The organism is Actinopolymorpha sp. B11F2, from assembly GCF_040195635.1.
Taxonomy (GTDB): domain Bacteria; phylum Actinomycetota; class Actinomycetes; order Propionibacteriales; family Actinopolymorphaceae; genus Thermasporomyces.
In genome coordinates this window covers 74103-98004 of sequence record NZ_JBEFTX010000026.1, presented here as the reverse complement: position 1 = coordinate 98004, position 23902 = coordinate 74103, and the positions used below count along the sequence as shown (strand labels likewise).

Genomic DNA, 23902 nt, shown 5'->3' with positions numbered 1-23902 from the left:
TATATCGGCGACTTCAAGCACCGCTCGATCTACCAGGAGTTCCTTCCATTACCAGCGAAGACACGGCCACCATGATCAACAGAGACGAAGCTCACACCAGAGAACCAGGTTCAGGAACAGGCTCTTAGTTCCGGGAGGCTGGCGTAGTCACTCCAGGCCTGAAGGTATGCGTCGATGATCATCTGCAGCGAAGGATGGTTGAGACTGTCGCTGAAAGGACCTGGCAGTGACCATCGACGGTGACATTCGAAGAGCGGCGCCATGAGGGACAGGAACGGATGGGTCCAGGCAGCATCGCCGAAGTCGATGAAGCGGTGGTGGCCGCCGGCGGTACGGGCGATCAGGACGTTGCCTGGCCAGAGATCGCCGTGGTCGACGCAGGACGGGATGGGCGAGTTGACGAGGACTGTCCCGGACTCAGCGAGAGCGTCGAGGTTCGTGAGCAGCAGATGCTTTTGCAGGGCGGTGATGCGGCGTGGGTCCGATCTGCGCAGCGCATGCAGGATGCCGGCCAGTTGCTCGGCCTCATGGGCCGCACCGGCCGGATCCCAAGCCGGTAGGCCGGCTGCCTCGGCTTGGCGTTGACGGCCGATAGTGGCGTGCTGCAGGTGGGCGTAGGCGGTAACCATCGAGGCGATGGCTTCGGGAGTAGGACCTTCTGGCGACTGACCCGCCTCTCCCATCGTGGGCCCACCGTCAGTGAACAGGATGCGCGCTGCCTCAGGATCGTAAGCGAGCGGCCGGTCCACGTATTCGGGCGCGGCGTCGGCACAGAATGCGTGAACGGATCCTTCGACGTCCCTGGCACTCGTCGTTTGCTTGAGCAGCACGTCGCCCCGATTCGTCGGAATGCGCCAAACCCACGACCAGCGCTGGTCTGACAGGTCGGACATCGCCGGCTGGACGGAAACCAAGCCGGTCGAGCTGCAGATGAGCCCAGTTCTCGGCGGCGTCGCGCCAGAGCCTCGATCCCCACTCGTGCCCCGTACCCTCCTCAGGGCTCACGGATCGGCTCCGTGTCGATCTTCTGCCGCATCGTCCACCCTCCCCGCCACGTGACGGGCAGCCTATTTCGTGCCCGCGCCATCGCTAAGGGCCCGGTGAGGCGGCGGCCTCAGGATGGTCTTGGGCAGCCAGTGCCGCCGACAGGCCGGCGTACGCGACGCCGCTATCCCTCTGGTACGCGGCTGGCAGTTCGCGGACGGCGTCGCATCCTGATGCCGCCGTGCGGTCAGCCGTTCTCGCTCACGCGAGTCCAGCTATTCCACTTCCAATGGCACCTGCATCGAGGTCGCCCCCGGTGTCCACGACGCCCTACACCTCACCGCCGTTGCGGCGTTCCCCAGCGGATGTCGACGAGCTCGCCTAGCCGGTCCTTGAGGGCAAGAGCAACGTCCTCGTGAGTCCTACTGAGAGTGACCTCGTACCGACATGCCGCGGGGTCAAGGCCGAATGACATACCAACTGTTGAGGCATTCGGATGCCAATCTCGTGCACGCAATACTTCCTCCGCGGCGAGCAAGTCGGCGATGCTGACCTTCGTTGCCTCGACTCGAACGGCCACACCGCCGGGCCCGGACGCCGCAGTCAGCTTGCTGGCGAGCCGCTCCACATCGACCATCGCTGGATCGACGACAATCACAAGACTCCTTGCCGCGTCGTCGAGCGCGGTGCCGACGTAGCCTCGCGAAAGCGGGCCACCGGGTGCCTCCTTCGCAGACTCGCCGAACTCGTCGGCCACCGCCTCTCCCACAGCCTGGATGCTGGCTTGTGCGCGCCGGCCGTTCCGCCAGGACAGGTCCCGTGCACCTTCCAGATCCGTGGTAGCTGGGCAGCCACCGATCAGAACGAGAACCAGTGCCGTCCCGATCAGCCACTTGGTCGCCACGCACGCATCCTAGGCCCGCCACGAAGCATTCGAAGGTTGACTTGGGGAGCCACTCCGTCAACCCGTCGGCATTGAGCGATAGCAGCGGCTCATCATGACTGCCTGACCGAAAACCGTTGGCTGCCCATGCTCTACGAAGGGGAGACTCTCCATGGTGGTGCTTTACGAGAACGAGGTCGCGGTCGACGACACTGTTGTCCGGGCGCTCCTGAGGGAACAACGCCCTGAGTGGGCTGATCTGCCATTGGCCGCAGCGGGCGCGGGCAAGGAGAACGTCATGTACCGGCTCGGCGACGAGCTGGTCGTGCGGCTTCCAAGAACCGCCGACAACGCCCGCTCGGTGCAGAAGGAGCAGGAGTGGCTCCCTCGCCTGGCGCCCCTGCTTGCCTACTCGGTCCCTGAGCCGGTCTACGCCGGAACCCCTACCAGCACGTTCCCGCTCGTCTGGTCGATCTACCGCTGGATAGACGGTGAGTTTGTCGGCGCAGACAGCGTGCGAGACTGGGCAAGGTTGGGCGCGGACCTGGCAGGGTTCGTTCGGGAGTTGCACAGCATCGACCTGATGGGATCAACTCGCACAGGCGACCTCAGCTGGTACCGCGGTGGCTACTTGCAGGAACTCGAGTGGGTTAGCAGCTGCTTTGACGAGTGCCGAACCACTCTGGGATCCCAGCTGGACGTTGAGACGTTGGAGCAGTTGTGGCGAGCCGCTCTGGCCCTTCCCGAGCCATGCGGACAGTACGTGTGGCTCCACGGTGACCTCAGACCCAGCAACCTGTTAGCGCGGGACGGCATGCTGCATGCTGTCATTGACTTTGGAAGCCTCACGGTCGGTCACCCCGACGCCGAGCACGCCACCGTCTGGGGCCTGCCGCCGGAGGCACGACAGGCCTACTGGAACACCCTGAACCTCGACGACCTGACCTGGACCCGTGCTCGTGCCTGGGCGATCGCCATCATCTTGTACTACGGGCGGACCTGGCCCGCCTTCGTCACCGAATGCCAAGCGCTCTTTCAAGAGATACTCACCGACGCAGCAGCGCGGTGAGACGGCATGGACCACTCGCCTCATGTAGCGACAACATGAGCATCGCCGCGACATCGTGAGCGCACCGAGGGTCCGAGGAGTCAATGAGTCGCGTGCTCTCCGCGTGCCCCAGGTGAAGCCTCAGGCGCGGACGCTCGGCGCAGTGCGGTATCAGGATGTGGGCAAACAGGCGGCGACGCGGCACTGATATTCCTCACCCGCGGTTGCTAGCATCCGGCGATGCCGACGACCACACCCGTCCTGATGACACTTGACGTGGCGATTCGCGACATGCACAACGGCGACCTATCAGGGATGGGATGGTCCGGGACGCCAGGACACGTGAAGCAGCTTGTCGACCAGTTGGCTCGGGTGCGGGCGGGGGTGGCGGATTACCTAGTGGCCTGTCTGCCGTCTGGTCAGGTGATCGGTAAGTGTGGTGTCGACTACGAGCACATTCCGGGTGCCGGCGTGTTGTGGCAGTTCGCCGTGCTCGAGCCATTGCGGTCGTGCGGTATCGGGTCGGCGCTGATCCGCGAGTGCGAGCGCCGTATCCGGGCCCGCGGGTTGCGCCGGACCGAGGTCGATGTGGAGGAAGACAATCCTCGCGCAAGCTTGCTATATGAGCGGCTTGGCTATGTCGCGTATGGCAACAAGGTCAGCTCGTGGGACGACGAGCTTGCCGACGGTACTGTCACTCGAATCGAGACGACTTGCGTACTGCTCCGCAAGGACCTGACCGACTGATGCGCGGGGACGCCGCGGACTCGGGGGTCCTTGCCTTAGCGCCATCGCGACGGACGTCGATGGACGCGGGTGGAAGGTCAAGGCAGTGGTCACCGGCCCCGTACCGCCGGGCAATTAGCCGAGGACGACCAGAGGTTAGTCCAGGCCGTTCCAGCATGTCGTTCGCACCGAAGATCGCGAGCGCCGTAGACATACGTTTCCAAGCTGCCAGTTCAGGTGGCCTCCGCCAGCTAGGGGCTGCAGGTGGCCGAGGAGTTGCCCGCCTTGCTGCTCGGGAGGGCCGGCCGTGGCGGACCGAACCGGAGACGCCTCGCTTGACCAGCCGGTTTGCGGGCGCGCCGCCAGGGACTCGAACTCGAACCTGCGGATTGAGAGGGGCCTACGTCGGGTAGATCATGCGCTCTACCTGGGCATCCGCGTGCAGAGCCGTGACTTGCTTACTGAGCGTGACTTGCACGACACTGGTTGGTGTCACAACCGGTGTCACGCGCTTGCGGGCGGCGGGCACGTCGGTGAGCGGAGCAACGCTGACAAGCTGACTACCCGGCACGCCAGTGGCGGGCTGGTGGGACGTGGCTGCGGAGGATGGGCAGTCTACAGCCGCCCGCAGCCGGTACACAGCGTTCTGGCGGCCCCGCCGATGGTCAGGATGCCAGAGGACAGCGCTCGCTCGACAACGGCTGCCACGTCATAGAAGCGGGAGAAGGCCCGGTTGGTAGGCGTTGGTTGCCCGGGCCACATGGCGACTAGATCGCAACGGCGTCAGTGTCGGCGGTGCCGAGGTGTATAGCTCCCTCGCGCCATCCTCTGCATATTCCGCCACGTAGCGACGCTGGATCTGATGGCCTGCAGATGCCTATTATCTACTAACCCGATCGAGTAAGTAGGATAGCTTGTAGTCGCGATCCCGGCGAAGGGACGAAATGAGCCTCGAGTTCCTGTGGTACATCCCGAACACTGTCGAGCCGGGGCACCGGGGCGACGACACGAAGGACGGGTGGGGAACCCTTGACTTCTCCACCAAGCTCGCTCGCGCAGCCGAGGAGCACGGCTGGGGAGGCGCTCTGATCGGCACCGGCTGGGGCCGCCCCGACACCTTCACCGTCGCCACCTCCCTGGCCGCCCGCACCAGAACGTTCAAGCCGCTCGTGGCGATCCGGCCCGGCTACTGGCAGCCTGCACATTTCGCCAGCGCTGCGGCCACCCTCGACCAGCTCAGCGGCGGACGCCTCCTTGTCAACATCGTCAGCGGCCGCGACAATCTCGCCGCCTACGGCGACACCGAGGGCGACCAGAGCCACCGCTACGCCCGGACCAAGGAGTTTCTTCAGCTCGTCCGGCTCCTGTGGACCGAGGAGAACGTCACGTTCAAGGGCGACTACTTCACCGTTGACGGGTCCACGGTTGCCCCGCGCCCGTTTCGCATCGGGCAACGCAAACACCCGCGCCTCTACTTCGGCGGCGCCTCCGCCGCGGCCGAGCGGGTGTCGGCCGCTGAGGCGGACGTCCAGCTCTTCTGGGGCGAGCCGCTCGCCGGAATTGCCGAGCGGATCGACCGGCTCAGGGGGCTGAGCCAGTCGCTCGGGCGTACGCACGCCCCCCTCGAGTACGGGCTACGGATCACCACGTTGGTGCGTGACACCACTGAGGAAGCGTGGCGCGATGCTGAGGCGAAGGTCGCCAAGATGTCCGACGAACAGCGGGTGTCCCCTACCGACAGCCTGCGGCGCCAGGCGGTTGGCCAGCAACGCCTCATCGCCCTCGCCGCGCGGGGCGAGGTGCTCGACTCCTGCCTCTACACGGCGCCAGGCAAGTTCGGAGGCGGTGGAGCTGGTACCACCTGGCTGGTCGGCTCACCCACCGACGTCGCAGACGCACTGCGCAAGTACCAGGAGCTGGGCCTCACCCACTTCATCCTCTCGGACACTCCCTACAAGCAGGAGGTCGTCAGAATCGGCGATCTGTTGCTGAGCCGATTGAACGACCGTGCAGTCGCCTGACGGCGGCAGGCGGGAGGGGTGCCACGCCATGCGCCGCCAGCGGCGGCAGCAGGCGAGCTGGTTATGGCCCTGACTGGCACTGCGCCGACTGACCCGCCCGGATACCTGTGCTGTTCGTCACGTGCAGCCTGGCCGCCGTGGATCGACACACCCAGATCGACACAAACCAAGGGGTACACATGACACTTTCGGCAGCGGCGACAAACAGTTCGTCTGCGCATGCCGGCCCTGGATCGTCGGGCGATCCCACCCCGAGTCCCGCGACAGGTAACGCTCCGTCGACAGGCGTCAAGGTGACGGTCGTCATTCCGGTCTACAATCCGGGGCCCTACCTGCAGGATTGCATCGACTCGCTGCTGCGCCAGAGCCTCCCGCCGGAGGAGTTCGAGGCGATCTTCGTCGACGACGGCTCGACCGATGACAGCCCGGCCCGGCTTGACGCTCTCGCCGCCGAGCACCCGCACATGCGCGTCATCCACCAGGGGAACTCTGGGTGGTCGGGCAAGCCTCGCAACGTCGGCGTTGCCCACGCGTGTGGGGAGTACGTCTTCTTTGTCGACAACGACGACTATCTCGGCGACGAAGCCCTGGAGCGCATGTATAAGTACGCCAAGGAGCACGGCTCCGACGTCGTCGTCGGCAAGATGGCTGGCAAGGGCAGAGGCGTCCCACGCGAGCTGTTCCGCAAGAATCACCCCGACGCGACTCTCGGCAAGACGCCGCTGATCGACAGCCTCACCCCGCACAAGATGTTCCGCAAGGCGTTCCTCGACGCGCACGGGTTGAGGTTCCCCGAAGGCCGGCGCCGCCTGGAAGACCACGTCTTCGTCACGGCGGCATATTTCGCGGCGCAGAAAGTCTCGGTGCTCAGCAACTACATCTGCTACTACCACGTACGTCGCGACGACTCCAGCAACGCCGCCTACCAGCAGATCGACTGGAGAAAGTACTTCGCCAACCTCAGCGAAGCGCTCGACATCGTCGAGGCCAACACCGAGCCTGGCCCGCTGCGCGACAAGCTTCACCGCCGGTGGTACCGCGTGGAGATGATCGAGCGTCTGCGCGGTAGCCGGCTGCTACGGATGCCGGAGGTCGACCGGCGCGCGCTGTTCGATGAGGTCCACCGCCTCTCCGCCGAGCGCTTCGCCCCTGGCGTGGCCGCGGGTATGGCACCCGCGCAACGTATCGTCAGCCGCCTCGTCCAGGCGGGCCGCCTCGACGACCTGATCCGTTTGGCGGAGTGGGAGGAGGACATCCACAATCACGTCCGCCTCGACGATCTGGGCTGGCACGACGGGGCTCTTCAGTTCGCCGTCACCGCTGAGCTGCGCACCACCGGTGAGCCGATGACCTTCACCCATCGGGGCGGCCGCGACCTCCTGACGCCACCGCTCACCGCCGAGGCGCTCGCGGCCCTGTCCCCGGACGACCTCGACAGCACGATGCGGCTGGCCCAGACGAAGGTCGATGTGGTTCTCCGGGCGAAGTCCACCTCAGCCGAGCACTTCGTGCCGGCGACCTCCGCCATCGCGCGATACCCGGTCGGCGCGTCCGATGTTCGGGCCTACGCGGCCACCATGACCGACAGCACTGACACCGAGCCCGTAAGCGGAGAAACGTTCCGTCCGGTTGTGACGTGCGAGGCCCACATCGACATCCCTTCTGTCGTCGCCTCCACGCCTCTATCCAGCGGCATCTGGGATGTCGTCGCTCGGATCTCCTGCTGCGGCTGGACAAAGGACGCGAGGATCGGTGCCGTGAAGACCGTCAAGGCGGCCGAGCGTTGCATACCCGCGATCGTCGGCGAACCAGCACGGATGGTGACGCCACACTGGACCGACCGCGGGAATCTCTCGATCGAGGTCGGCGAGCAGTGCACCGTGAAACGGGACATGCTCGTGCCCGCCGAGCCTGTACTGGTAGGCCCGCACCCGGGCTTCGTGGTCACACTCCCGCTGCGCATACTCACCACACAGGCACGGTCTGGTGCGGTCATGAGACTGCTGCACGAGGGCACGGACAGGACCATCGACCTGCCCGCGGAGCTCTCGTCGGCCGTCGCGGGGGGCGCGAGCAACTCCACGCTGACGGTGAAGGTTACTGATCGGCTTGACCCCGGCCGCTACTCGGTGGCGATCCGGCTCGCCGGGACGACCACGAAGCCGGCGACACCGCCGACATCGGCGACACCGGCGCGTGCGGGCGACGGTACGGCGAGCCTGTCCGCTGCGACGATTGATGCCGGTTTCATCGGCCTCACTGCCACGCTGACTGTTCCCGAAGATGCCGGCATGCCGGTGGTCGACGTGCTCGCCCCGCCTGGAGACCCCGACGGTTTCCTCACCGGTCATGCCGAGCTGATGGCGCGCTTCCTGCGGACCAGGCGCCGGCTGGCGCGCCGAGTTCGCAAAACGCTGGGCCTCCCGCCCGTGTCTCGTAGAGGTCGCACATGAGGCTTGCCAGGGCTTTTGCCAGCCATATCCTGGTCGTCACACCGCGCGAGAGCCAGCGCATCCTCGACCTGTCCGCCCACGACACGGCCGGTCTCGAGGCGATGGAGTGGTCGGCGAATCGGGCGGCCAGCGTGCGGTCGTGGAGGGCGCAGATGACCGTCGGCTTGCCATCGTGGGCGACGGATCGTAGTGGAGGAGCGGCGGCGCCGCCCAGGGCACCGGCGAGCATGCGCCGCCGGGATACATCAGTCGTGAGCCGACATCCTGCCCAAGCAGGCGGCTCTCGTGCAGAGCTTTTCGGTGGCCCACGGGTGAATGCTCGGCAGCGGCCAGTCGCGACGTCGGCCGATACCCGATTTCACGCCATCGAGCCCGCGGCTGTGGCGAGGAGGCCGAAGAGGGCGCAGGTGCCGAGGGTGCGTAGAACTGACCAGCGCAGTCGGAAGATGAGGACGAGTGCGACGACTGTGAGGGCGGCGGGTATCGGATTCAGGCTGGCGAGGTCAGGTACCTCGAGGTGGACGGGCCCCCAGGACGCGTTGCCGGTCGCGGTGAACAGGGTGTGGATCGCGAAGTAGAGGGCGAGGTTGGCGATGACGCCGACGACTGCGGCGGTGATGCCGGAGAGTGCGGCGGAGATGGTGTGGTTGTTCCGGAGCCGTTCGACATACGGCGCGCCGAGGAAGATGAACAGGAAGCAGGGAACGAAGGTCACCCAGGTGGTGAGCAGGGCGCCGCTCAGGCCGGCGATCCAGGGGTTGAGGGTGCCGGGGTCGCGGTAGGCGCCGAGGAATGCGACGAACTGGACGACCATGATCAGCGGGCCCGGGGTGGTTTCGGCGAGCGCGAGGCCGCGGACCATCTCGCCAGGGCCGAGCCAACCGTAGACCTCAACGGCGCGCTGGGCGACGTAGGCGAGGACGGCGTAGGCGCCACCGAAGGTCACGAGTGCGGTGCCGGAGAAGAAGAGTCCCTGCGTGGTGAAGACGCTCTGAGCGCCGGTGAGGAGGACCACCAGCAGCATCGGCAGCCCCCATGCCACCACACCGATGGCGAGGACCCGCGCGGCCCGGCCGGCTGTGGGGGCTTCGGTGTGCAACGCGTCGTCGGGGATCAGCGGTGGTTCACCGTTGGCGGCACCATTGTCTGAACTGGCGGTGAACACGGCTGGGTTGAACTTGTGGAGGAGCCAGCCAGCGGCAGCGGCTGCCGCGATGACGATGGGGAACGGGACACCGAACACGGCCAGGGCGAGAAAGGCGGCGATGGCGATCGCCACCAGGGCGGGGTGTCCGAGTGATCGCCGGCCGACCCGCCAGACCGCCTGGGCGACGACGGCGAGGACGGCGGGTGCGAGGCCGGCGAATATCGCGGTGACTGCGGCCGTGTCGCCGTAGGCGACGTAGATGCCGGAGAGGACGAGCAGGGCGACGACACCTGGGAGGACGAAGAGGGTGCCGGCGACCAGGCCGCCTCTGATGCCGTTGAGCAGCCAGCCGATGTAGATGGCCAGCTGCTGGGCTTCGGGGCCTGGGAGCAGCATGCAGTAGTTGAGCGCATGCAGGAACCGGCGCTGGCCGATCCATCGCTTCTCGTCGACGAGGGTGCGCTGCATGACAGCAATCTGCCCGGCCGGCCCGCCGAAGGTCTGGAGGGAGATCGCGAACCAGGTGCGGACGGCCGAGGCGAACGGCACAACGTCTCGGACGGTCCGCGGCGCGTCCACGTGTTCGCCGGTGTCCGATCGGTGGCCGGGTGACTCGGCCGCGGACTCATCGGCTGCAGGATTCACGAGGGTTCCCTTCCGAGCAGGGTGGCTCGCCGGTAGTACTCGTACAGGCCGTCGAACATCGGGCGGGTGAGCTCGACCACCCGGTGGTCGTCACAGGTCATCGACAGGCCGCGCAGGACGACGTCGAGTCCGGGAGCTTCGGGGGCGTCGTAGGTGTCGTCGTCGAGGTCGGCTTCGTGGACGATGGCCGCGATGCGCCACAGCACCGGGTCGGTGAGGCCGTAGTGGCGAAGGATTGTCTCGAAGCTGCAGTCGACGCCGCTTCCGTCTGGGCGAGTGTGGTGTGACAGGTCCACCGACCGCATGTCGAAGCCGGTGGCACCCGGTGGTACCTCAGCTGGGTCGGTGACGAAGGCGAACTCGGCGGCGGGATCGATGAACCGGCTGATCAGCCAGGCGCAGGCGGCACGGTCGATGTGCACGCCAGCGCGTGTCGCCCACCTCATCGCGCCGTTCGCCCGGCTGCGGCTCGCGGTGAGGGGAGGGTGGGCACGTGCTCCAGGAGAGTGCGGACTGCGCGGTGCGCGGTTTCTCGTTCTGGGGGTGGGTAATAGTCGCGCCGGCTGATTCGACGCAGCTCGGCCTGGAGTTTCTTCGCGGTGCGGCGCCGTGCCGCCTCACCGAGGTCAGAGGCGCGTTGGGCTTCAGCAGCGATGGCGGCATACTCCGCCGCCCTTGCCCCGGCCAAACCGGTGGCGAGGGCTCGCTCCTGCCCTGCGGTGGCCGGATGCGCCAGCCAGATGCCCGCGTCGCCACCGGCCTCGACGATCTCCTCGGCGATCCATTCGAGCTGCTCCCGGGTCCGTGCATCCGCGGGCAGCGCGACCAGGCCATCACCGAGCTGGGCGACCCCGAGGCGCTTCAGCTTGCGCCACACGGTGATCCTCGGCGTCGACGGCTCCCGCGGCAGGTGGTAACAGAGCAGCACCCATTGCCCGACATCCATGGAGGTAGTGTAACCATGGTTGCATGGCCTGGCGAGAGGCCCCTGCAGGGGCGAGCAAGGCTGTAGGACGTGCGGTGCCAACGGCCTACGCGCGCACCGCGGCGAGACCCGGGAGTACGTCGCCTATGAGCGGTGCCTCCGACGCGATCCACGACTCGACGGCGTCGTGGATCGCCGCCAGCTGGCTCTCCTCGATCGCGAGAGCCCTGGTGGGCACGCTCGCGCCGAGTTCTACCAGCAAGGGCCGTAGATGGACGTCGACGGCGAGGCGGTGGATAGGGGAAGCTGACACGGTCAGCGGTACGGCGATGATCCCCGTGAGCGCGCCGCCGCCGAACCGGTCGAGGAACGCCTTGAGCAGCCCTGTGTAGCTGGCTTTGTAGATCGGTGTCGCCACCACGAGCACCCGCGCCGATCTGGCGGTCGCGAGTGCCTCGTCCACGTCCGGGCTGCCGTCGATCACCGCGCCACCCAACGTGGCCAGGTCGATGGTTGCCGATCCGGCAAGGTCCGCTTCGTCGGTAAGTCGTTCGGCGAGCAGTCCGGGGAGTCGTTCGGACAGTCGTCCGGCGAGTCGTTGGGCGACCGTGAGAGTCCGCGACTGTGACTTCGGGTTGCCGCACACGACGACGATCCCGGGGTTCGAGCCGTCGAATGCGGCACTGGGCTGGTGGGTCATCACGGCCTCCCGACCGTCTCGGCGAGCCGGTCGTGCTCGCGTTCGGCATCGCGCTTGGCGACCTCTTCACGGACGATCGGAATCACGTACCGGCCGAAGTCGATGGCGTCACCCAAGATGTCGTATCCCCGGCCGAGATGATCTCGACGCCGAGGTCGTAGTAGTCGAGCAGGGCCTGGGTGACCACCTCGGGCGTACCGACCAGGGCGTTGGAGTTCCCCGCGCCGCAGGTGACGGCCGCCGTCCGGGTCCACAGTGCCCGATCGAACCGCTCGCCCTGTTCGGCGACCGAGAGCAGCCGCTGTGACCCGGAGTTCTCGGGACCGGTCAACCGGTGCCGGCGGGTGAGTGGTCGGGTTCCTCCGGCGGTACGGGACGTGATCGCGTCGACGATCCGGTACGCCTTGTCCCAGGCTAGTTCCTCGATCGGCGCGATGATCGGGCGGAACGCGACCTGGAACTTCGGTACGTCGCAGCGTCCCGCGGCCCGGGCGGCCGCCTTGACCGACTCGATCGGCTCCGCGGTCTGCAGCAACGGCTCGCCCCACAAACAGTAGATGTCGGCCTCGGAAGCACCCGCCGCGTAGGCCGCTGGTGACGAACCGCCGAACGAGACGCGCGGCCTGGGTTGCCGGACGGGGAAAACGTCGTTCGCGAAGTCGGCGAACCGATAGTGGGTGCCCCCGTGGTCGAACGGCTCGTGGCTCGTCCAGGCCTGCTTGACGATCTGGAAGCTCGGGCCGGAGCGGGCTGCGGTCTCCGACCCGTCGTTGGTACCGGCGATGCCGAGGAACTCGACGGGCATCTTCGCCTCCTTCTCGGTCGTACGCATGTTCTCGGTCGCGGTCGTCCTGGCTCGGTCGTAGGCATGGGGCCCATGGCGAGGCCACGCTATGGACACAAATCACATAGGGCAACTAGAGAATCTGGACCAGCATTCCCGGCGGTGGCCGCCAATGGACTTTTCGGCCAGGCGTGTCCAATGCATGGGACGACCCTGGTCGGCGCAATCTCCTACAGCGATAGTAGGGATTATGTGTCGGGGATTCATTCTCACAACCCGCCGCGTCATCGACCAGATGCGCGTGGCCAGTGGCCGGTGTTGCTGACACCGGCTGACTCCGACGTCTGCCAGTGCTTCCGCGGTTGACGCCACGTGACACGGCAATCTGGTCCGCCGGATGCGGGTTCTCCGCTTGCGTTCACACGGGGGTCAGCGTCGACCTTCCGCGTACCCATCCGCCCCTTCGCGACCTCCGCGGCACGAGAGGTGCCCATCCGTCTCGTGCCGCGGAGCTGGCGGCCGCCCAGGAGGTGTCGTCTTGACCAGCTCTGTGGAAGTTCCTACGGGCATCACCCCCGATCTCTACCGCGCGGTCTTCCGCCGCTACGCCGCCGGTGTCGTCGTCGTCACGGCGGATGCAGGCTTCGGCCCGGTCGGCTTCACGGCCACGTCGCTCGCCTCCATCTCGCTGCGACCGCCGCTGGTGTCGTTCGCGTTGTCGACCGCGGCATCGAGCTGGCCGGCCATCGCCGTCGCCGAGGGCATCGTCGTCAACTTCCTCGATGCCGAGCAGCGCACACTGGCGGACCGGTTCGCGACCAGTGGCATCGACCGGTTCGCCGCCCCGACGAGGTGGTCCCGGCTCCCGACTGGTGAACCCATGCTGGACGACGCCGCGGGGTACCTGCGTGGCCGGGTCGAAGCGCGCTTCCCGGTCGGCGACCACCACCTAGTGGTCGCCGAAATCACCGACATTGCAACCCGTCCGCACTCACCCCTCGTCTACCACGCGGGCGCCTACAGCACGGTCACCAACCTGGGTTCCGGCTGACACCCCCCTGAGAGGAGTCATGATGGATGCTGCGCACGTGCTGACGGGAGCGCGCGGGTGAGTGGCGCCCTCCCGCTGCTGGAGATCCGTGACCTCGACGTGTCGTATCGCCTGCGTGGGCAGGAGATACCTGCCGTACGCAACCTCAGCTTGACAGTCGCTCCCGCGAGATCGTCGCCGTCGTGGGGGAGTCCGGCTCGGGCAAGTCGACCATGGCACACGCCGTCGTCGGCCTGCTGCCGCGCGGCGGTGTCCTTGATCGAGGGCAGATCCGGCTCGCTGGCAGCGACATCGCCGGCTGTTTGGACCGGAGGATGCGGACCATCCGTGGCGCCCGGATCGGACTGATCCCACAGGATCCAGGAGTGTCCCTCAATCCGGTACGCCGGATCGGCGACCAGGTGGCCAAGGTGCTCCGGCGGCACGGGCAGGCCACGAGGCGGGACGCTGCCGCGCGGGCGGTCGAGGTCATCGCCCAGGCAGGGCTTTCCGATCCAGGCGTACGCGCACGGCAGTATCCGCACGAAGTCTCTGGCGGCATGCGCCAGCGGGTCCTGATCGGCATCGCCCTGGCCTGCCGGCCGCAGCTTGTCATCGCCGACGAACCCACCAGTGCGCTCGACGTGACGGTCCAGCGCAGGGTGCTCGGCCAACTGGACGAGCTGTGCCGAGCGCTCGGGACGGCGTCGCTGTTCATCACCCATGACCTTGGGGTAGCGGCGGACCGGGCGCAGCGGATCGTGGTCATGCGGGGTGGGCGGGTGGTCGAGACGGGCACCACGGCGCAGATCCAGGACTCACCGCGGCATCCGTACACCCGGGCGCTCATCGAGGCGGCCCCCAGCCTCACGAGAGCCCGGATGGTGCCGATCACCCGCGCGGTCCCGCTGGACCGCCGCTACCACGCGCGGTGCAGCGCTGGCTTCGCCCTCAACGTCGCGCCCGATTCCGTGACGCGAGACGGCGACCTCGTGCAGGTCACCGCGCTCAGCAAGGAGTTCCCCCTGCCCGGGCGCGCGCGAACTGTCCGTGCGGTTGACGGCGTGAGCTTCTAGGTCAGGAAGAGGGAGACGTTCGGCCTGGTAGGGGAGTCCGGCTCGGGGAAGACCACTACCGCTCGGCTTCTACTCCGACCCGAGGGCGCGACCTCCGGGCAGGTGCTATTCGACGGTGAGGACATTCTGCGCCTGCAGGGCACCGAGCTGCGCCGGCTCCGGCGACGGATGCAGCTCGTCTACCAGGACCCGTACGCCTCGCTCGACGCTGGGAAGCGGATCGGGCAGATCGTCGCGGAGCCGCTGCGGGCGTACGGGACCGGCGACCGGCAGGCCCGACGTCAGCGGGTCGGCGAGCTGCTCGACCAGGTGGCCCTGCCGGCCACAGTGCTCGACCGCCGTCCCGCCGAACTCTCCGGCGGGCAGCGGCAACGGGTGGCGATCGCCCGGGCGCTCGCTCTCGAACCCGAACTGGTCGTCCTGGACGAACCCGTTTCGGCGCTCGACATCTCAGAGCAGAGGCAGATTCTGGAACTCCTTGTCCGACTGCAGGACGAGCTCTTCCTGTCGTACCTCTTCATCTCTCATGATCTGGCCGTCGCACGCCAGATCTGCGACCGCGTGGGTTTGATGCGCCACGGAAAGCTCGTGGAGATCGGCACCGTCGACGAGATCTTCATCCAGCCGCAGGACCCATACACGCGTGAGCAGCTCGACGCGATTTCCGGCAGACGCACGGAGGATGCCCGCGAACAGGACGCCCCTGTCGGTCCTCGACCTCTCACCCGTGCCCTCGAACGGTACGGCAGCTGACGCGCTTGCCAACTCCCTCGATCTCGCGCGACGGGCGGAGGCTTTCGGCTACCGCCGTTACTGGGTCGCCGAGCACCACCTGGCCCCCGGAGTCGCGGCGGCAGCGCCGGCTGTGCTGGTCGCCCTCATCGCCGAGCGGACGAACCAGATCAGGGTCGGCTCCGGCGCGGTTCTGCTGGGCGCGACCACACCGCTCCAGGCCGTCGAGCAGTTCGGGACGATCGCGCACTTTCATCCCGGCCGGATCGACCTCGGTCTGGCCAGGTCGAGCGCGCGCCGACTGAAGCAACGCCTCGCACGGGCGCGGGTCGAACCGATTGCCGGGCAGCGCCACCGGCCCGATGCGTACTCGGTCGTCGACGGACTTCTGCTGCCACCGCCACCCCACGTCAGGTTCGATCCCGGCCCGTTGCAGATCCAGGCCAGATTGCTGGGGATCCGCGACGCCGATGGCGATGGCCATGTCGCCCAACTGTGCGACATCGCGGCGTTCCTCTGCGGTGACTACCGCTCGGTCGACGACACCGAGCTCCATGCACCAACAGCCGAAGGCGCCGACCTCGCCCTGTGGGTCCTCGGCTCGAGCGCGGGACCGAGTGCACGGGCGGCCGGTGAGCTAGGACTGCCCTACACCGCCAACTACCACGCTTCGGCCGCCGTCCTCGAGTCCGTCGCGGCCTACCGCGAGGCGTTCCAGCCCTCGGCTACGCTGGCGACTCCGTACGTCATGGTCTCCGCCGACATCGTGGTGGCCGACGACGACACTGTGGGCCGCAGAGCTCGCCAGTCCCTACGCCCGCTGGGTGCTGTCGATCCGCAGCGGCTACGGCGCGATGGCGTTCCCGTCGCCAGCCGAGGCCGCGTTGTACGCCTGGACCGACGACGAGCGCGCCCTGGTGGTTGGTGGCAGACCGGGTCGCCACCCAGTTCGTCGGCTCGCCCGCGACCGTTGTCGAGAAGCTGCAAGTGCTCCAGCGGGCGACGGCTGCGGACGAGCTGCTCATCACCACGATCACCCATGACCATGCCGACCGGCTGCGTTCGTACGACCTGCTGGCGAAGACGTGGGCGGAGTCCGGCTGAGGCCGAGGATTCCGTCTCACCCATCGGATTATCTAGTAATCATATGGGAGAAGTAGGTAATCTCGGCACCATGTTTACGCTGCTCCTGCTGACGGAGAGGCGCGAGGTCGACCAGATGCGGGTTGCCAGCGCCGTGTGTCACTGCTGACGCACGCCAGCGTCTCCTGCACGCGTACCAACCCCCGCTTCTCTCCCGGAATCTCCGCTTCTCTCGCGGAAGCTCAGCTCTGCCTGCGTTTCTCGTTGCCAGCATCTGATGCGACGAGCTCCGCGTGAGGCGACGAGCACCACGGTCAAGCAGCCAGAGATCCGGTTTCAAAGGAGTGACACCACATGTTCGTACGACATTCTTCGCCCAGTGCGCGACGTGCTGCCGTCGTTGCCGCTCTGCTTGCTGGCCTGGCGTCCCTCGGCGCCTGTGGTCCAGGCGCAGCCGAGCCGAAAGCCGAGAACGCGGCACTCACCAAACCGCTTGCCGCATCCGTTCCCGAGGGCACCAAGCTGATCGTCGGAGACCCGGCCACGAAAGTAGCCATGGAGCTCTCGGGTGAGAGTGAGAGGGTCTCGTTCGAGATCGAGTGGGCCAACATCTCCGGCGGTCCGCAGACCACCGAGGCGTTCCGCGCAGGTGCACTTGACATCGGCGCCGTGGCAGACATCCCGCCGATCCACGCGACATGGACCGGACTCGACGTCCGGATCGTGGCGGCACAGTTCCGCAAGGACCCGGTGCACCATCCGATCTACCAGCTCGGTGTGGCACCTGGTGTCATGGTCGACAGCATTGACGACCTGCGTGGCAAGAAGATCGCTTACAGCCCGGGTCAGGCTCAGGGCGCGCTGATCCTTCGGGTCCTCGCGAAGGCTGGGCTGGCCAAGACTGATGTCGAACCGATCGAGCTGCCGAGCACCGGGGACGTCTATCCGAACGCCCTTGCCAACGGCCAGGTCGACGTAGCACCCATCGGGGGTGTCAACGTCAAGCGGTACCTCGCGAAATACGGCAAGGACGGGGCCACGGCGATCCCGCACGGCTTGCGCGACGACCCCAGCCATCTCTACACCCTGACATCGAGCCTTGCCGATTCCGCCAAGGCGGCCGCGATCCAGGAGTACGTCCAGCACTGGGCCCGAGCGCAGGTCTGGATCCACGAGCACCCTCAGGAATGGATCGAGGGCTACTACGTCAAGGACCAAGGCCTGTCCGCGGAGGACGGGGAGTACCTCATCGATGCCGCCGGAGAGCTCGACATCCCCGGCGACTGGACCGACGTCGCCGCGCGGCACCAGAACACCATCGACCTGCTTGCCAAGGAAACCGGCAACGACGTCATCGACGCCAAGGATCTCTACGACTGGCGGTTCGAGTCCGTGGCCGCCGACGTGATCGCGGACGATGCGTCAGGAGGAGGTGAAGCACCGTGACAACGACACTGACCAGGCCGGCGCGGGCCGCGGAGGTCGAATCCGGTCCGGCCTCGCGGCTACGCGGACGGCACAAGCTCGGTCCTGGACGGCCGATCCGGTTCGGTCTGGTGGTCGGCCCGGCGCTACTGCTGGCGATGTGGTCGGCGGGTTCGGTTGCCGGCCTGATTGATCCACGGATCCTCTCCGCACCCTGGACCGTCGTGACGACGGCGGGAGAGCTGATGGCCGATGGTCGGCTCCAGTCCAACCTTGCCGTCTCCACCCAGCGGGCCTTCCTCGGCCTCGCCATCGGAATCGCCGCCGGCGCCGTGCTCGCCCTGATCTCCGGGCTCAGCCGGTGGGGCGAGGCGGTGCTGGACGGCCCGATCCAGATCAAACGCGCGATCCCCTCGCTCGCGCTGCTGCCATTGCTCATCCTGTGGTTCGGCATCGGCGAGACGATGAAGGTCACGACGATCACACTGGGTGTGTTCGTTCCGGTCTACATCCACACCCACAACGGCCTGCGCAGCATCGACAGCCGCTACGTCGAGCTTGCAGAGACCGTGGGCCTGGGCTACGTCGCGTTCATCCACCGCGTCGTACTGCCAGGCGCACTGCCCGGATTCCTGCTCGGCCTGCGTTTTGCCGTCGTCGGGGCGTGGCTGTCGCTGGTAGTTGTCGAGCAGATCAACGCCACCAGCGGAATCGGCTACATGATGGAACTCGCTCGTACGTACGGCCAGACCGAGATCATCATCGTCGGCCTTGTATTGTATGGCGTCCTCGGCCTGCTGTCCGACGGCGCTGTCCGGCTCGTGCAGAGGAGGGCGTTGTCATGGCGACGCACGCTCGCGGACTGACAGAGCGCGCCGGGACGCAGACCGCCCGCGGCGCCGAGTCGGTCGTACGCGTACACGACCTCGTACGCCGGTTCGGCGACAGACAGATCCTCGCCGGACTCGACCTCTCCATCGGGGGCGGAGAGTTCGTCGCCCTGCTCGGTCGCAGTGGCTCCGGCAAGAGCACCTTGCTAAGGGCACTCGCCGGACTCGACTACGACGTCGCGGGGTCCGGCGAGATCGACGCCCCTAGCAGGCTCTCCGTCGTCTTCCAGGACTCCCGGCTGCTGCCGTGGCAACGCGTTCTCGACAACGTGGTTCTCGGTCTGAGCGGACCCGACGCCCTCGCACACGGGCGGGAGAGCCTCGCCGAGGTGGGACTCGCGGGCAGGGAGCGGGCCTGGCCGAACCAGTTGTCCGGCGGGGAGCAGCAGCGCGTCGCACTGGCCCGGTCGCTCGTCCGAGAACCCGAACTACTCCTTGCCGACGAGCCCTTCGGCAGCTTGGACGCCCTCACCCGGATCCGGATGCACGGGTTGCTCCGGCAGCTGTGCGACCGGCACAAGCCCGCTGTCCTGCTGGTGACGCACGACGTGGACGAGGCGATCGTGCTGGCCGACCGCATCCTCATCATCGATGCCGGCCGGATCGGTGTCGAGGTCGAGGTCGATCTCGACTCACCCCGGGACCCCACGGACCCGCGGTTCGCCGAACTGCGGCGCTACCTGCTTTCCCGGCTCGGCATCGACCCATGCGTCGACTTTCGGACGGTCGAACAGAGCGTGGGGGCCAGCCGATGAGTACGCCGAAACCCCTTCATCTGAACGCGTTTCTCATGAGCACCGGGCACCACGAGGCGTCGTGGCGACTGCCGTCGAGCGATCCGTACGCCAACACCAACGTCACCCACTACCAGAATCTCGCTCGAATAGCCGAGCGTGGAAGGTTCGACTCGGTGTTCTTCGCTGACAGTCCCGCGCTCTTTCCCGACGTGGGACGCCGGCCGTCGGGCTCGCTCGAACCGACCGTGCTGTTGACCTCGATCGCCGCGGTCACCACCAGGATCGGGCTGATCGCGACGGCGTCGACGACCTACAACGATCCGTTCAATCTGGCGCGGCGGTTCGCGTCGGTCGACCACGTGAGCGGTGGGCGGGCCGGGTGGAACATCGTCACCACCGCGTCGGTCGACGCGGCCCGCAACTTCGGCCTCGACGAGATGCCGAGTCACCGGGACCGCTACGAGCGTGCGGCGGAGTTCGTCGACGCAGCGCAGAAGCTGTGGGACAGCTGGGACGACGACGCGATCCTCGCCGACAAGGACCGCGGAGTCTGGGGCGACTCCACCCGTGTGCAGCGGATCGACCACGCCGGCGCAGCGTTCCGGGTGCAAGGACCGCTGAACATCCCGCGGTCGCCGCAAGCGTATCCCGTGCTCGTCCAGGCGGGTTCGTCCGAGGATGGCAAGGAGTTCGCCGCGACGTACGCCGAGGCGATCTTCACCGCGCAGCAGACCCTGGCCGACGCCCAGGCGTTCTACGCCGACATCAAGTATCGGGTCGCCCAGGCAGGGCGGGATCCCGATGGCGTGAGGGTCCTTCCGGGGGTCGTCCCCATCCTGGGGTCTACCGAGGCCGAGGCGCTGGCCCGGGAGGAGGAGCTGGACCGGCTGATCGTGCCGGAGTACGCCCGGGCTCAGCTCGCCCGAACCCTCCGCGTCGCCCCCGAGGACCTGCCGCTCGACCGCGAGCTGCCGGCCGACCTACCTGCAGAGGATGAGATCGAGGGGGCCAAGAGCCGGTACACGCTGATCGTCACGCTGGCCCGGCGGGAACGTCTGACCGTGCGGCAGTTGATCGGGCGGCTCGGCGGTGGACGGGGACACCGGACGTTCAGCGGTACGCCCGAGCAGGTCGCCGACGCCCTGCAGGACTGGGCGGCTGGCGGTGCGGCCGACGGCTTCAACGTCATGCCCGCGGTGTTGCCGTCAGGCCTGGAGGAGTTCGTCGATCACGTGGTGCCGATCCTGCGTAAGCGCGGGCTCTTCCGTCACGAGTACATCGGGAGGACACTGCGCGACCACTACGGCCTGACCCGGCCCGCCAACCGCCTGTCCAGGCAGGCCCACCCGCTGCCCGCGACGACCTGAACCGCTCCCACTCTCTGGCGTGTGAACGACAACGAAGCGATGCCCACCAGTCGAGCCCTGAGCGCATCCTCGAGGGCATGGCGGTGAGCGCGGGAGTGTACGCATGGACGCTGACGTACCGGGGCGGTGACCGCAGTGCGCTCGGCACCGGCGGAGCGCGGCGTAGAAGGAGTCCAGCAGATCGGCGTCGAAGGCGCCCACCTTGATGGAGCCGACGAGCGGTGGGATGTGCATGTCGACGTACCCGCGGCAGGTCCGCAACGTCGTTCCCTCGACATCGATCAGGTCCAGGTGCTTGTCAAGGAGCTGATCCAGGGTTGCGTTCGTCTTCGGATTCCGCCGTTCGTCGACCTGGTTGAGCAATCGTGTCCTCGCCCGCTCGGCGAGGTCGGCCGCCCGCGGACCCGGATCGATGATTTCGGTGAGGCTGTGTCGGCGCCCAGTCAGCGGGTCGCGGCCAGCGAACACGCGCACTCGAAGGGCGCCGCTAGGGAGCACGTCGATGGACCCACGCTGCCGCTTGCGGGGTCTGCTCGACCTAGCCATGACACCGAAAGATAGCCGATCGGTGTCACGATCATCTGGCCAAATGAAACGACCTGGGCGTTTGCCCAGGTCAGAACGGGTGCGCCGCCAGGGACTCGAACCCCGAACCCGCGGATTAAGAGGGGCCTACTTCGGATGCATCACACGCTCTACCTGGGCATTCGCGTGCAGTAGGTGGTGACTGGTTGTACTGAGCGTGCTTTACGTGACCCCGTTTGGTGTCATGACCGGTGTCACGCGCCGACGAACTACATTTGCCTGCCAGGTGTGCCGACGGCTGACTAGGTGTCCCACTTCCGTGACGAGGCGGCAATGGCAGGCGAAACTTCCGATCCAGCCAGGCCATGGGGCCTTCTCCGTCCTCGTCAAGGTCTGTCCTCCGCGCGGCAGACCACCCTTGGGCGTGGAGGTGTGGCTCATGACTGGGGCATCCCGTAGTCATCAGCGAGCGGTTCGATGCGATCGTGATCGGAATGGGGCCAGGCGGGGAGACCGCCGCCAACAGGCTGATCGCGGCCTGCAAACGCGTCGCCGTGGCGAACAGCGGCTGATCCCGGCACTGCTGTTCGCGTGCGGCGGAGACTAGGGACGCGGCCAATTGCCGAGGTCGGCGTAGATGAGCAGTTCGCGGGCGTCTGCCTCGTGCTCGTCCGGCACCAGGATCCTGATCTGGATCGCGCTGATCGAGCCCTCGAGGACACTCATATTGCGGTCGGTGACCTCGTACGGGATGTCGGCCCCGCCAAGCAGCTTGTCGATGACCCAGATCACGCCGAGGGTCGTCTGTCCGGACCAACTCAGCCATGCGCGACACCTTCGGTGAACGCGGAGTGAGCACCTCCGGTACCAGGCATGGGTCTGCTGGAGGAGCTCTCCGGAGTGGACCGACCAACTCGGCTCTCCTGGGGCCTCAGTTCCTCCTGAACTTCGTTCACAATGTCACCTCCCTCCCCCGACCCGGGCCAACATTCGCGACGACACGCAGGCCCACCACCCAGCGCCGGCGGCGGCTGCGGAACGCCGAGGACCCACGGCCCCCCGGGCATATTTGCACAACGCTCAAATGGGTCATTCTCCATCGATCCGGTCACACTGTGCGGGGTGATCCGGCTCATGACGTCACAGATGTACGCTCCCAAACTGGCGGTTTTTGGATGGCCGATGCCCCGGACCTTGACTAAGAGGGAGGCCCTTTATGCCATTTCGGGGAGGCCTTCGCCCGAGGTGCGACGGAGACTCATGGGACGGCAAATGAAAAGGACAGACCCAAGGAAGCGCCAAATCGGGGGCTACCTGACGATCGTAACAAAGCTGGAGGTCTTATGCGTTCGACAATCAGATGGCTCGCAGTCATCGCGACAATTGCAGTTGTGGCATTCCAGCTGAGCACCGGATTTGCCTACGGCGAACCGATCAGCCTCACCCGAACATCGGCTCCATCTGGAATCAATCCCGCGGATCCTGGGCCAGATCCTGCACCGCCGGATCAGCCAGCACCGGAGCCGGATCAGCCGGCGCCACCACCGGAGCCGGATCAGCCAGCACCGGAGCCGGATCAGCCGGCGCCACCACCGGAGCCGGATCAGCCAGCACCGGAGCCGGATCAGCCAGCACCACCACCGGAGCCGGATCAGCCAGCACCGGAGCCGGATCAGCCAGCACCGGAGCCGGATCAGCCAGCACCGGAGCCGGATCAGCCAGCACCTGAGCCGCCGGTTGATCAGCCGCCGACGGACCAGTGACCCGCCTCGACGCCAGCGTTCGCAGCTACGACCGACCAGCTGTATGCCGACGCGATGCGCCAAGGCGTGCGCCGGGGGCATCTTGAACCGCTACGCCCCCGGCGACCACAGCTAGTGACATCTACAGCCTCGGGCGCTGGAATACGACTACTCGATCAACGGGCCTGCGAGTCGACGGCCCGGGGCGTCGAACCGCCGAGGGGTCAACGCCCGCATCGCCCCGACGACGTTGACCAGTGGCTGCCGGCTGGCGCGAGATAGGAGAAAGCGATGTCGCAGGACCCTTATGAGAAGGTACGGACCACACTGACCGAGCTTCAGAGCATCGCCCCGCCCTTTCTGGCTGCGGACGGGCAAGTGATGACCGTGCGGGTCGAGTATCCCCCCGGCGATCCCGGCGTCCCGCCGCATCGCCACCCCGGTGGGCCTTGTTTCGGCTACATACTGGAGGGCGAAATGGTCTTCGAGGTGCAGGGCGAACCGCCGCGGGTGGTGAAGGCCGACGAGGCATTCTGGGAACCGGGCGTGGACGTCATCCACTATCAGGACGCCAACAACCGCACCGACATCCCGCTGCGCTTCGTCGTGACGATGATCATGGCTCCCGGTCAGCCGATGCTCGTCTTCTTAGACGACGAAGAGCTCAAGCAGAGCGGTTGGGTTCGGCGGTCACCCGCCTGAGCCCTAGCCGAGGTCCTCGCAGCGAGGTTGTGGATGTGGACCTCCAACGTCAGCGTCTTATGAACGGGCGGCCGTGGCTGTTCATCAAGCTGCGAGATGGCTAGCTGGACGTGGCCGGGTCAGCAGCCTCCCCGGACGGTCGCTCCGGTCTCGGTATTCTTGCAATGCAGGAGGCCGTATCTGTTCGGCGTTGCGGGTTGCCCGAGGTGCTGGCAGATCTCTCGGTACGGGCCCTCCCCGCCCAACTTCTCCGGCGTGAAGAAGGGGTACTCGACGG

General features: G+C 66.9%; 22 protein-coding genes and 1 pseudogene. 14 read left to right on the top strand and 9 right to left on the bottom strand.

What is annotated here, in order from left to right; genetic code table 11:
- Positions 1-110: 110 nt before the first annotated feature.
- Together ABN034_RS32185 and ABN034_RS32180 are read right to left on the bottom strand one after the other, a co-directional pair.
- The gene (locus ABN034_RS32185) at positions 111-683 is read right to left on the bottom strand and encodes a phosphotransferase (protein WP_349694732.1); all 573 of its coding nucleotides are present in this window, start codon (positions 681-683) and stop codon (positions 111-113) included.
- A 638-nt stretch (positions 684-1321) separates the two neighbouring features.
- The gene (locus tag ABN034_RS32180) at positions 1322-1888 is read right to left on the bottom strand and encodes a hypothetical protein (RefSeq protein WP_349694731.1); all 567 of its coding nucleotides are present in this window, start codon (positions 1886-1888) and stop codon (positions 1322-1324) included.
- A gap of 151 nt (positions 1889-2039) precedes the next feature.
- On the opposite strand from ABN034_RS32180, the gene ABN034_RS32175 reads away from it, so the two are divergent.
- The 4 genes from ABN034_RS32175 to ABN034_RS32160 all read left to right on the top strand — a co-directional run bounded on the left by ABN034_RS32175 (position 2040) and on the right by ABN034_RS32160 (position 8115).
- Positions 2040-2936 (top strand): aminoglycoside phosphotransferase family protein, encoded by an 897-nt coding sequence (locus tag ABN034_RS32175; RefSeq protein WP_349694730.1) that lies wholly within the window; start codon positions 2040-2042, stop codon positions 2934-2936.
- A gap of 219 nt (positions 2937-3155) precedes the next feature.
- Positions 3156-3662: a GNAT family N-acetyltransferase gene (locus tag ABN034_RS32170; RefSeq protein ID WP_349694729.1), complete on the top strand. Its 507-nt coding sequence runs from the start codon at positions 3156-3158 to the stop codon at positions 3660-3662.
- Positions 3663-4585: 923 nt separating this feature from the next.
- On the top strand, positions 4586-5662 hold the full coding sequence (locus ABN034_RS32165) for an LLM class flavin-dependent oxidoreductase (RefSeq protein ID WP_349694728.1): 1077 nt from the start codon (positions 4586-4588) through the stop codon (positions 5660-5662).
- Between the two features lie 293 nt (positions 5663-5955).
- On the top strand, positions 5956-8115 hold the full coding sequence (locus tag ABN034_RS32160; protein ID WP_349694727.1) for a glycosyltransferase family 2 protein: 2160 nt from the start codon (positions 5956-5958) through the stop codon (positions 8113-8115).
- A 358-nt stretch (positions 8116-8473) separates the two neighbouring features.
- On the opposite strand, the gene chrA is transcribed toward ABN034_RS32160, so the two are convergent.
- From chrA to ABN034_RS32135, 5 genes are all read right to left on the bottom strand, one after another.
- Positions 8474-9907, bottom strand: coding sequence for a chromate efflux transporter (gene chrA / locus ABN034_RS32155; protein ID WP_349694726.1), 1434 nt, complete (start codon positions 9905-9907; stop codon positions 8474-8476).
- Positions 9904-10353 carry a chromate resistance protein ChrB domain-containing protein gene (locus tag ABN034_RS32150; protein WP_349694725.1) on the bottom strand — a complete coding sequence of 150 codons (450 nt, stop codon included), beginning with the start codon at positions 10351-10353 and terminating at the stop codon, positions 9904-9906. Before ABN034_RS32150 ends, chrA begins: the two co-directional genes overlap by 4 nt.
- On the bottom strand, positions 10350-10853 hold the full coding sequence (locus tag ABN034_RS32145) for a Chromate resistance protein ChrB (protein WP_349694724.1): 504 nt from the start codon (positions 10851-10853) through the stop codon (positions 10350-10352). The genes ABN034_RS32150 and ABN034_RS32145 overlap by 4 nt, the downstream gene beginning before the upstream one ends.
- A gap of 85 nt (positions 10854-10938) precedes the next feature.
- Positions 10939-11532 carry an NADPH-dependent FMN reductase gene (locus ABN034_RS32140; RefSeq protein WP_349694723.1) on the bottom strand — a complete coding sequence of 198 codons (594 nt, stop codon included), beginning with the start codon at positions 11530-11532 and terminating at the stop codon, positions 10939-10941.
- Positions 11533-11614: 82 nt separating this feature from the next.
- Positions 11615-12337 (bottom strand): LLM class flavin-dependent oxidoreductase, encoded by a 723-nt coding sequence (locus tag ABN034_RS32135; RefSeq protein ID WP_349694722.1) that lies wholly within the window; start codon positions 12335-12337, stop codon positions 11615-11617.
- Between the two features lie 517 nt (positions 12338-12854).
- Between ABN034_RS32135 and ABN034_RS32130 the strand changes: the two genes are divergently transcribed.
- The 9 genes and pseudogenes from ABN034_RS32130 to ABN034_RS32090 all read left to right on the top strand — a co-directional run bounded on the left by ABN034_RS32130 (position 12855) and on the right by ABN034_RS32090 (position 20656).
- Positions 12855-13367, top strand: a complete 513-nt coding sequence (locus tag ABN034_RS32130; RefSeq protein WP_349694721.1) for a flavin reductase family protein — start codon at positions 12855-12857, stop codon at positions 13365-13367.
- A 182-nt stretch (positions 13368-13549) separates the two neighbouring features.
- Positions 13550-14422 (top strand): ABC transporter ATP-binding protein, encoded by an 873-nt coding sequence (locus ABN034_RS32125; protein WP_349694720.1) that lies wholly within the window; start codon positions 13550-13552, stop codon positions 14420-14422.
- A gap of 24 nt (positions 14423-14446) precedes the next feature.
- A complete protein-coding gene (locus tag ABN034_RS32120; protein ID WP_349694734.1) occupies positions 14447-15175 on the top strand; it encodes an ATP-binding cassette domain-containing protein in 729 nt (242 codons plus the stop codon).
- Positions 15105-15389: pseudogene (locus ABN034_RS32115) on the top strand (LLM class flavin-dependent oxidoreductase); the annotation flags it as partial. The gene ABN034_RS32120 and the pseudogene ABN034_RS32115, both read left to right, overlap by 71 nt.
- A 689-nt stretch (positions 15390-16078) precedes the next feature.
- Positions 16079-16258, top strand: coding sequence for a hypothetical protein (locus tag ABN034_RS32110; protein WP_349694735.1), 180 nt, complete (start codon positions 16079-16081; stop codon positions 16256-16258).
- 333 nt (positions 16259-16591) lie between these two features.
- Entirely contained in the window at positions 16592-17683 is a 1092-nt protein-coding gene (locus ABN034_RS32105; RefSeq protein ID WP_349694719.1) for an ABC transporter substrate-binding protein, read from the top strand.
- Positions 17680-18528: an ABC transporter permease gene (locus ABN034_RS32100; protein WP_349694718.1), complete on the top strand. Its 849-nt coding sequence runs from the start codon at positions 17680-17682 to the stop codon at positions 18526-18528. Before ABN034_RS32105 ends, ABN034_RS32100 begins: the two co-directional genes overlap by 4 nt.
- On the top strand, positions 18504-19307 hold the full coding sequence (locus tag ABN034_RS32095; protein ID WP_349694717.1) for an ABC transporter ATP-binding protein: 804 nt from the start codon (positions 18504-18506) through the stop codon (positions 19305-19307). The genes ABN034_RS32100 and ABN034_RS32095 overlap by 25 nt, the downstream gene beginning before the upstream one ends.
- The gene (locus ABN034_RS32090) at positions 19259-20656 is read left to right on the top strand and encodes an LLM class flavin-dependent oxidoreductase (protein WP_349694716.1); all 1398 of its coding nucleotides are present in this window, start codon (positions 19259-19261) and stop codon (positions 20654-20656) included. The genes ABN034_RS32095 and ABN034_RS32090 overlap by 49 nt, the downstream gene beginning before the upstream one ends.
- Before the next feature lie 1128 nt (positions 20657-21784).
- Here ABN034_RS32090 and ABN034_RS32085 read toward each other — a convergent pair.
- Both ABN034_RS32085 and ABN034_RS32080 read right to left on the bottom strand, forming a co-directional pair.
- Positions 21785-21973, bottom strand: coding sequence for a putative signal transducing protein (locus ABN034_RS32085; RefSeq protein WP_349694715.1), 189 nt, complete (start codon positions 21971-21973; stop codon positions 21785-21787).
- A 675-nt stretch (positions 21974-22648) separates the two neighbouring features.
- Complete coding sequence (locus ABN034_RS32080) at positions 22649-22906, bottom strand: hypothetical protein (protein ID WP_349694714.1); 258 nt, start codon at positions 22904-22906, stop codon at positions 22649-22651.
- Positions 22907-23214: 308 nt separating this feature from the next.
- On the opposite strand from ABN034_RS32080, the gene ABN034_RS32075 reads away from it, so the two are divergent.
- Positions 23215-23625 (top strand): cupin domain-containing protein, encoded by a 411-nt coding sequence (locus ABN034_RS32075; protein ID WP_349694713.1) that lies wholly within the window; start codon positions 23215-23217, stop codon positions 23623-23625.
- The last annotated feature ends 277 nt before the right edge of the window (positions 23626-23902 follow it).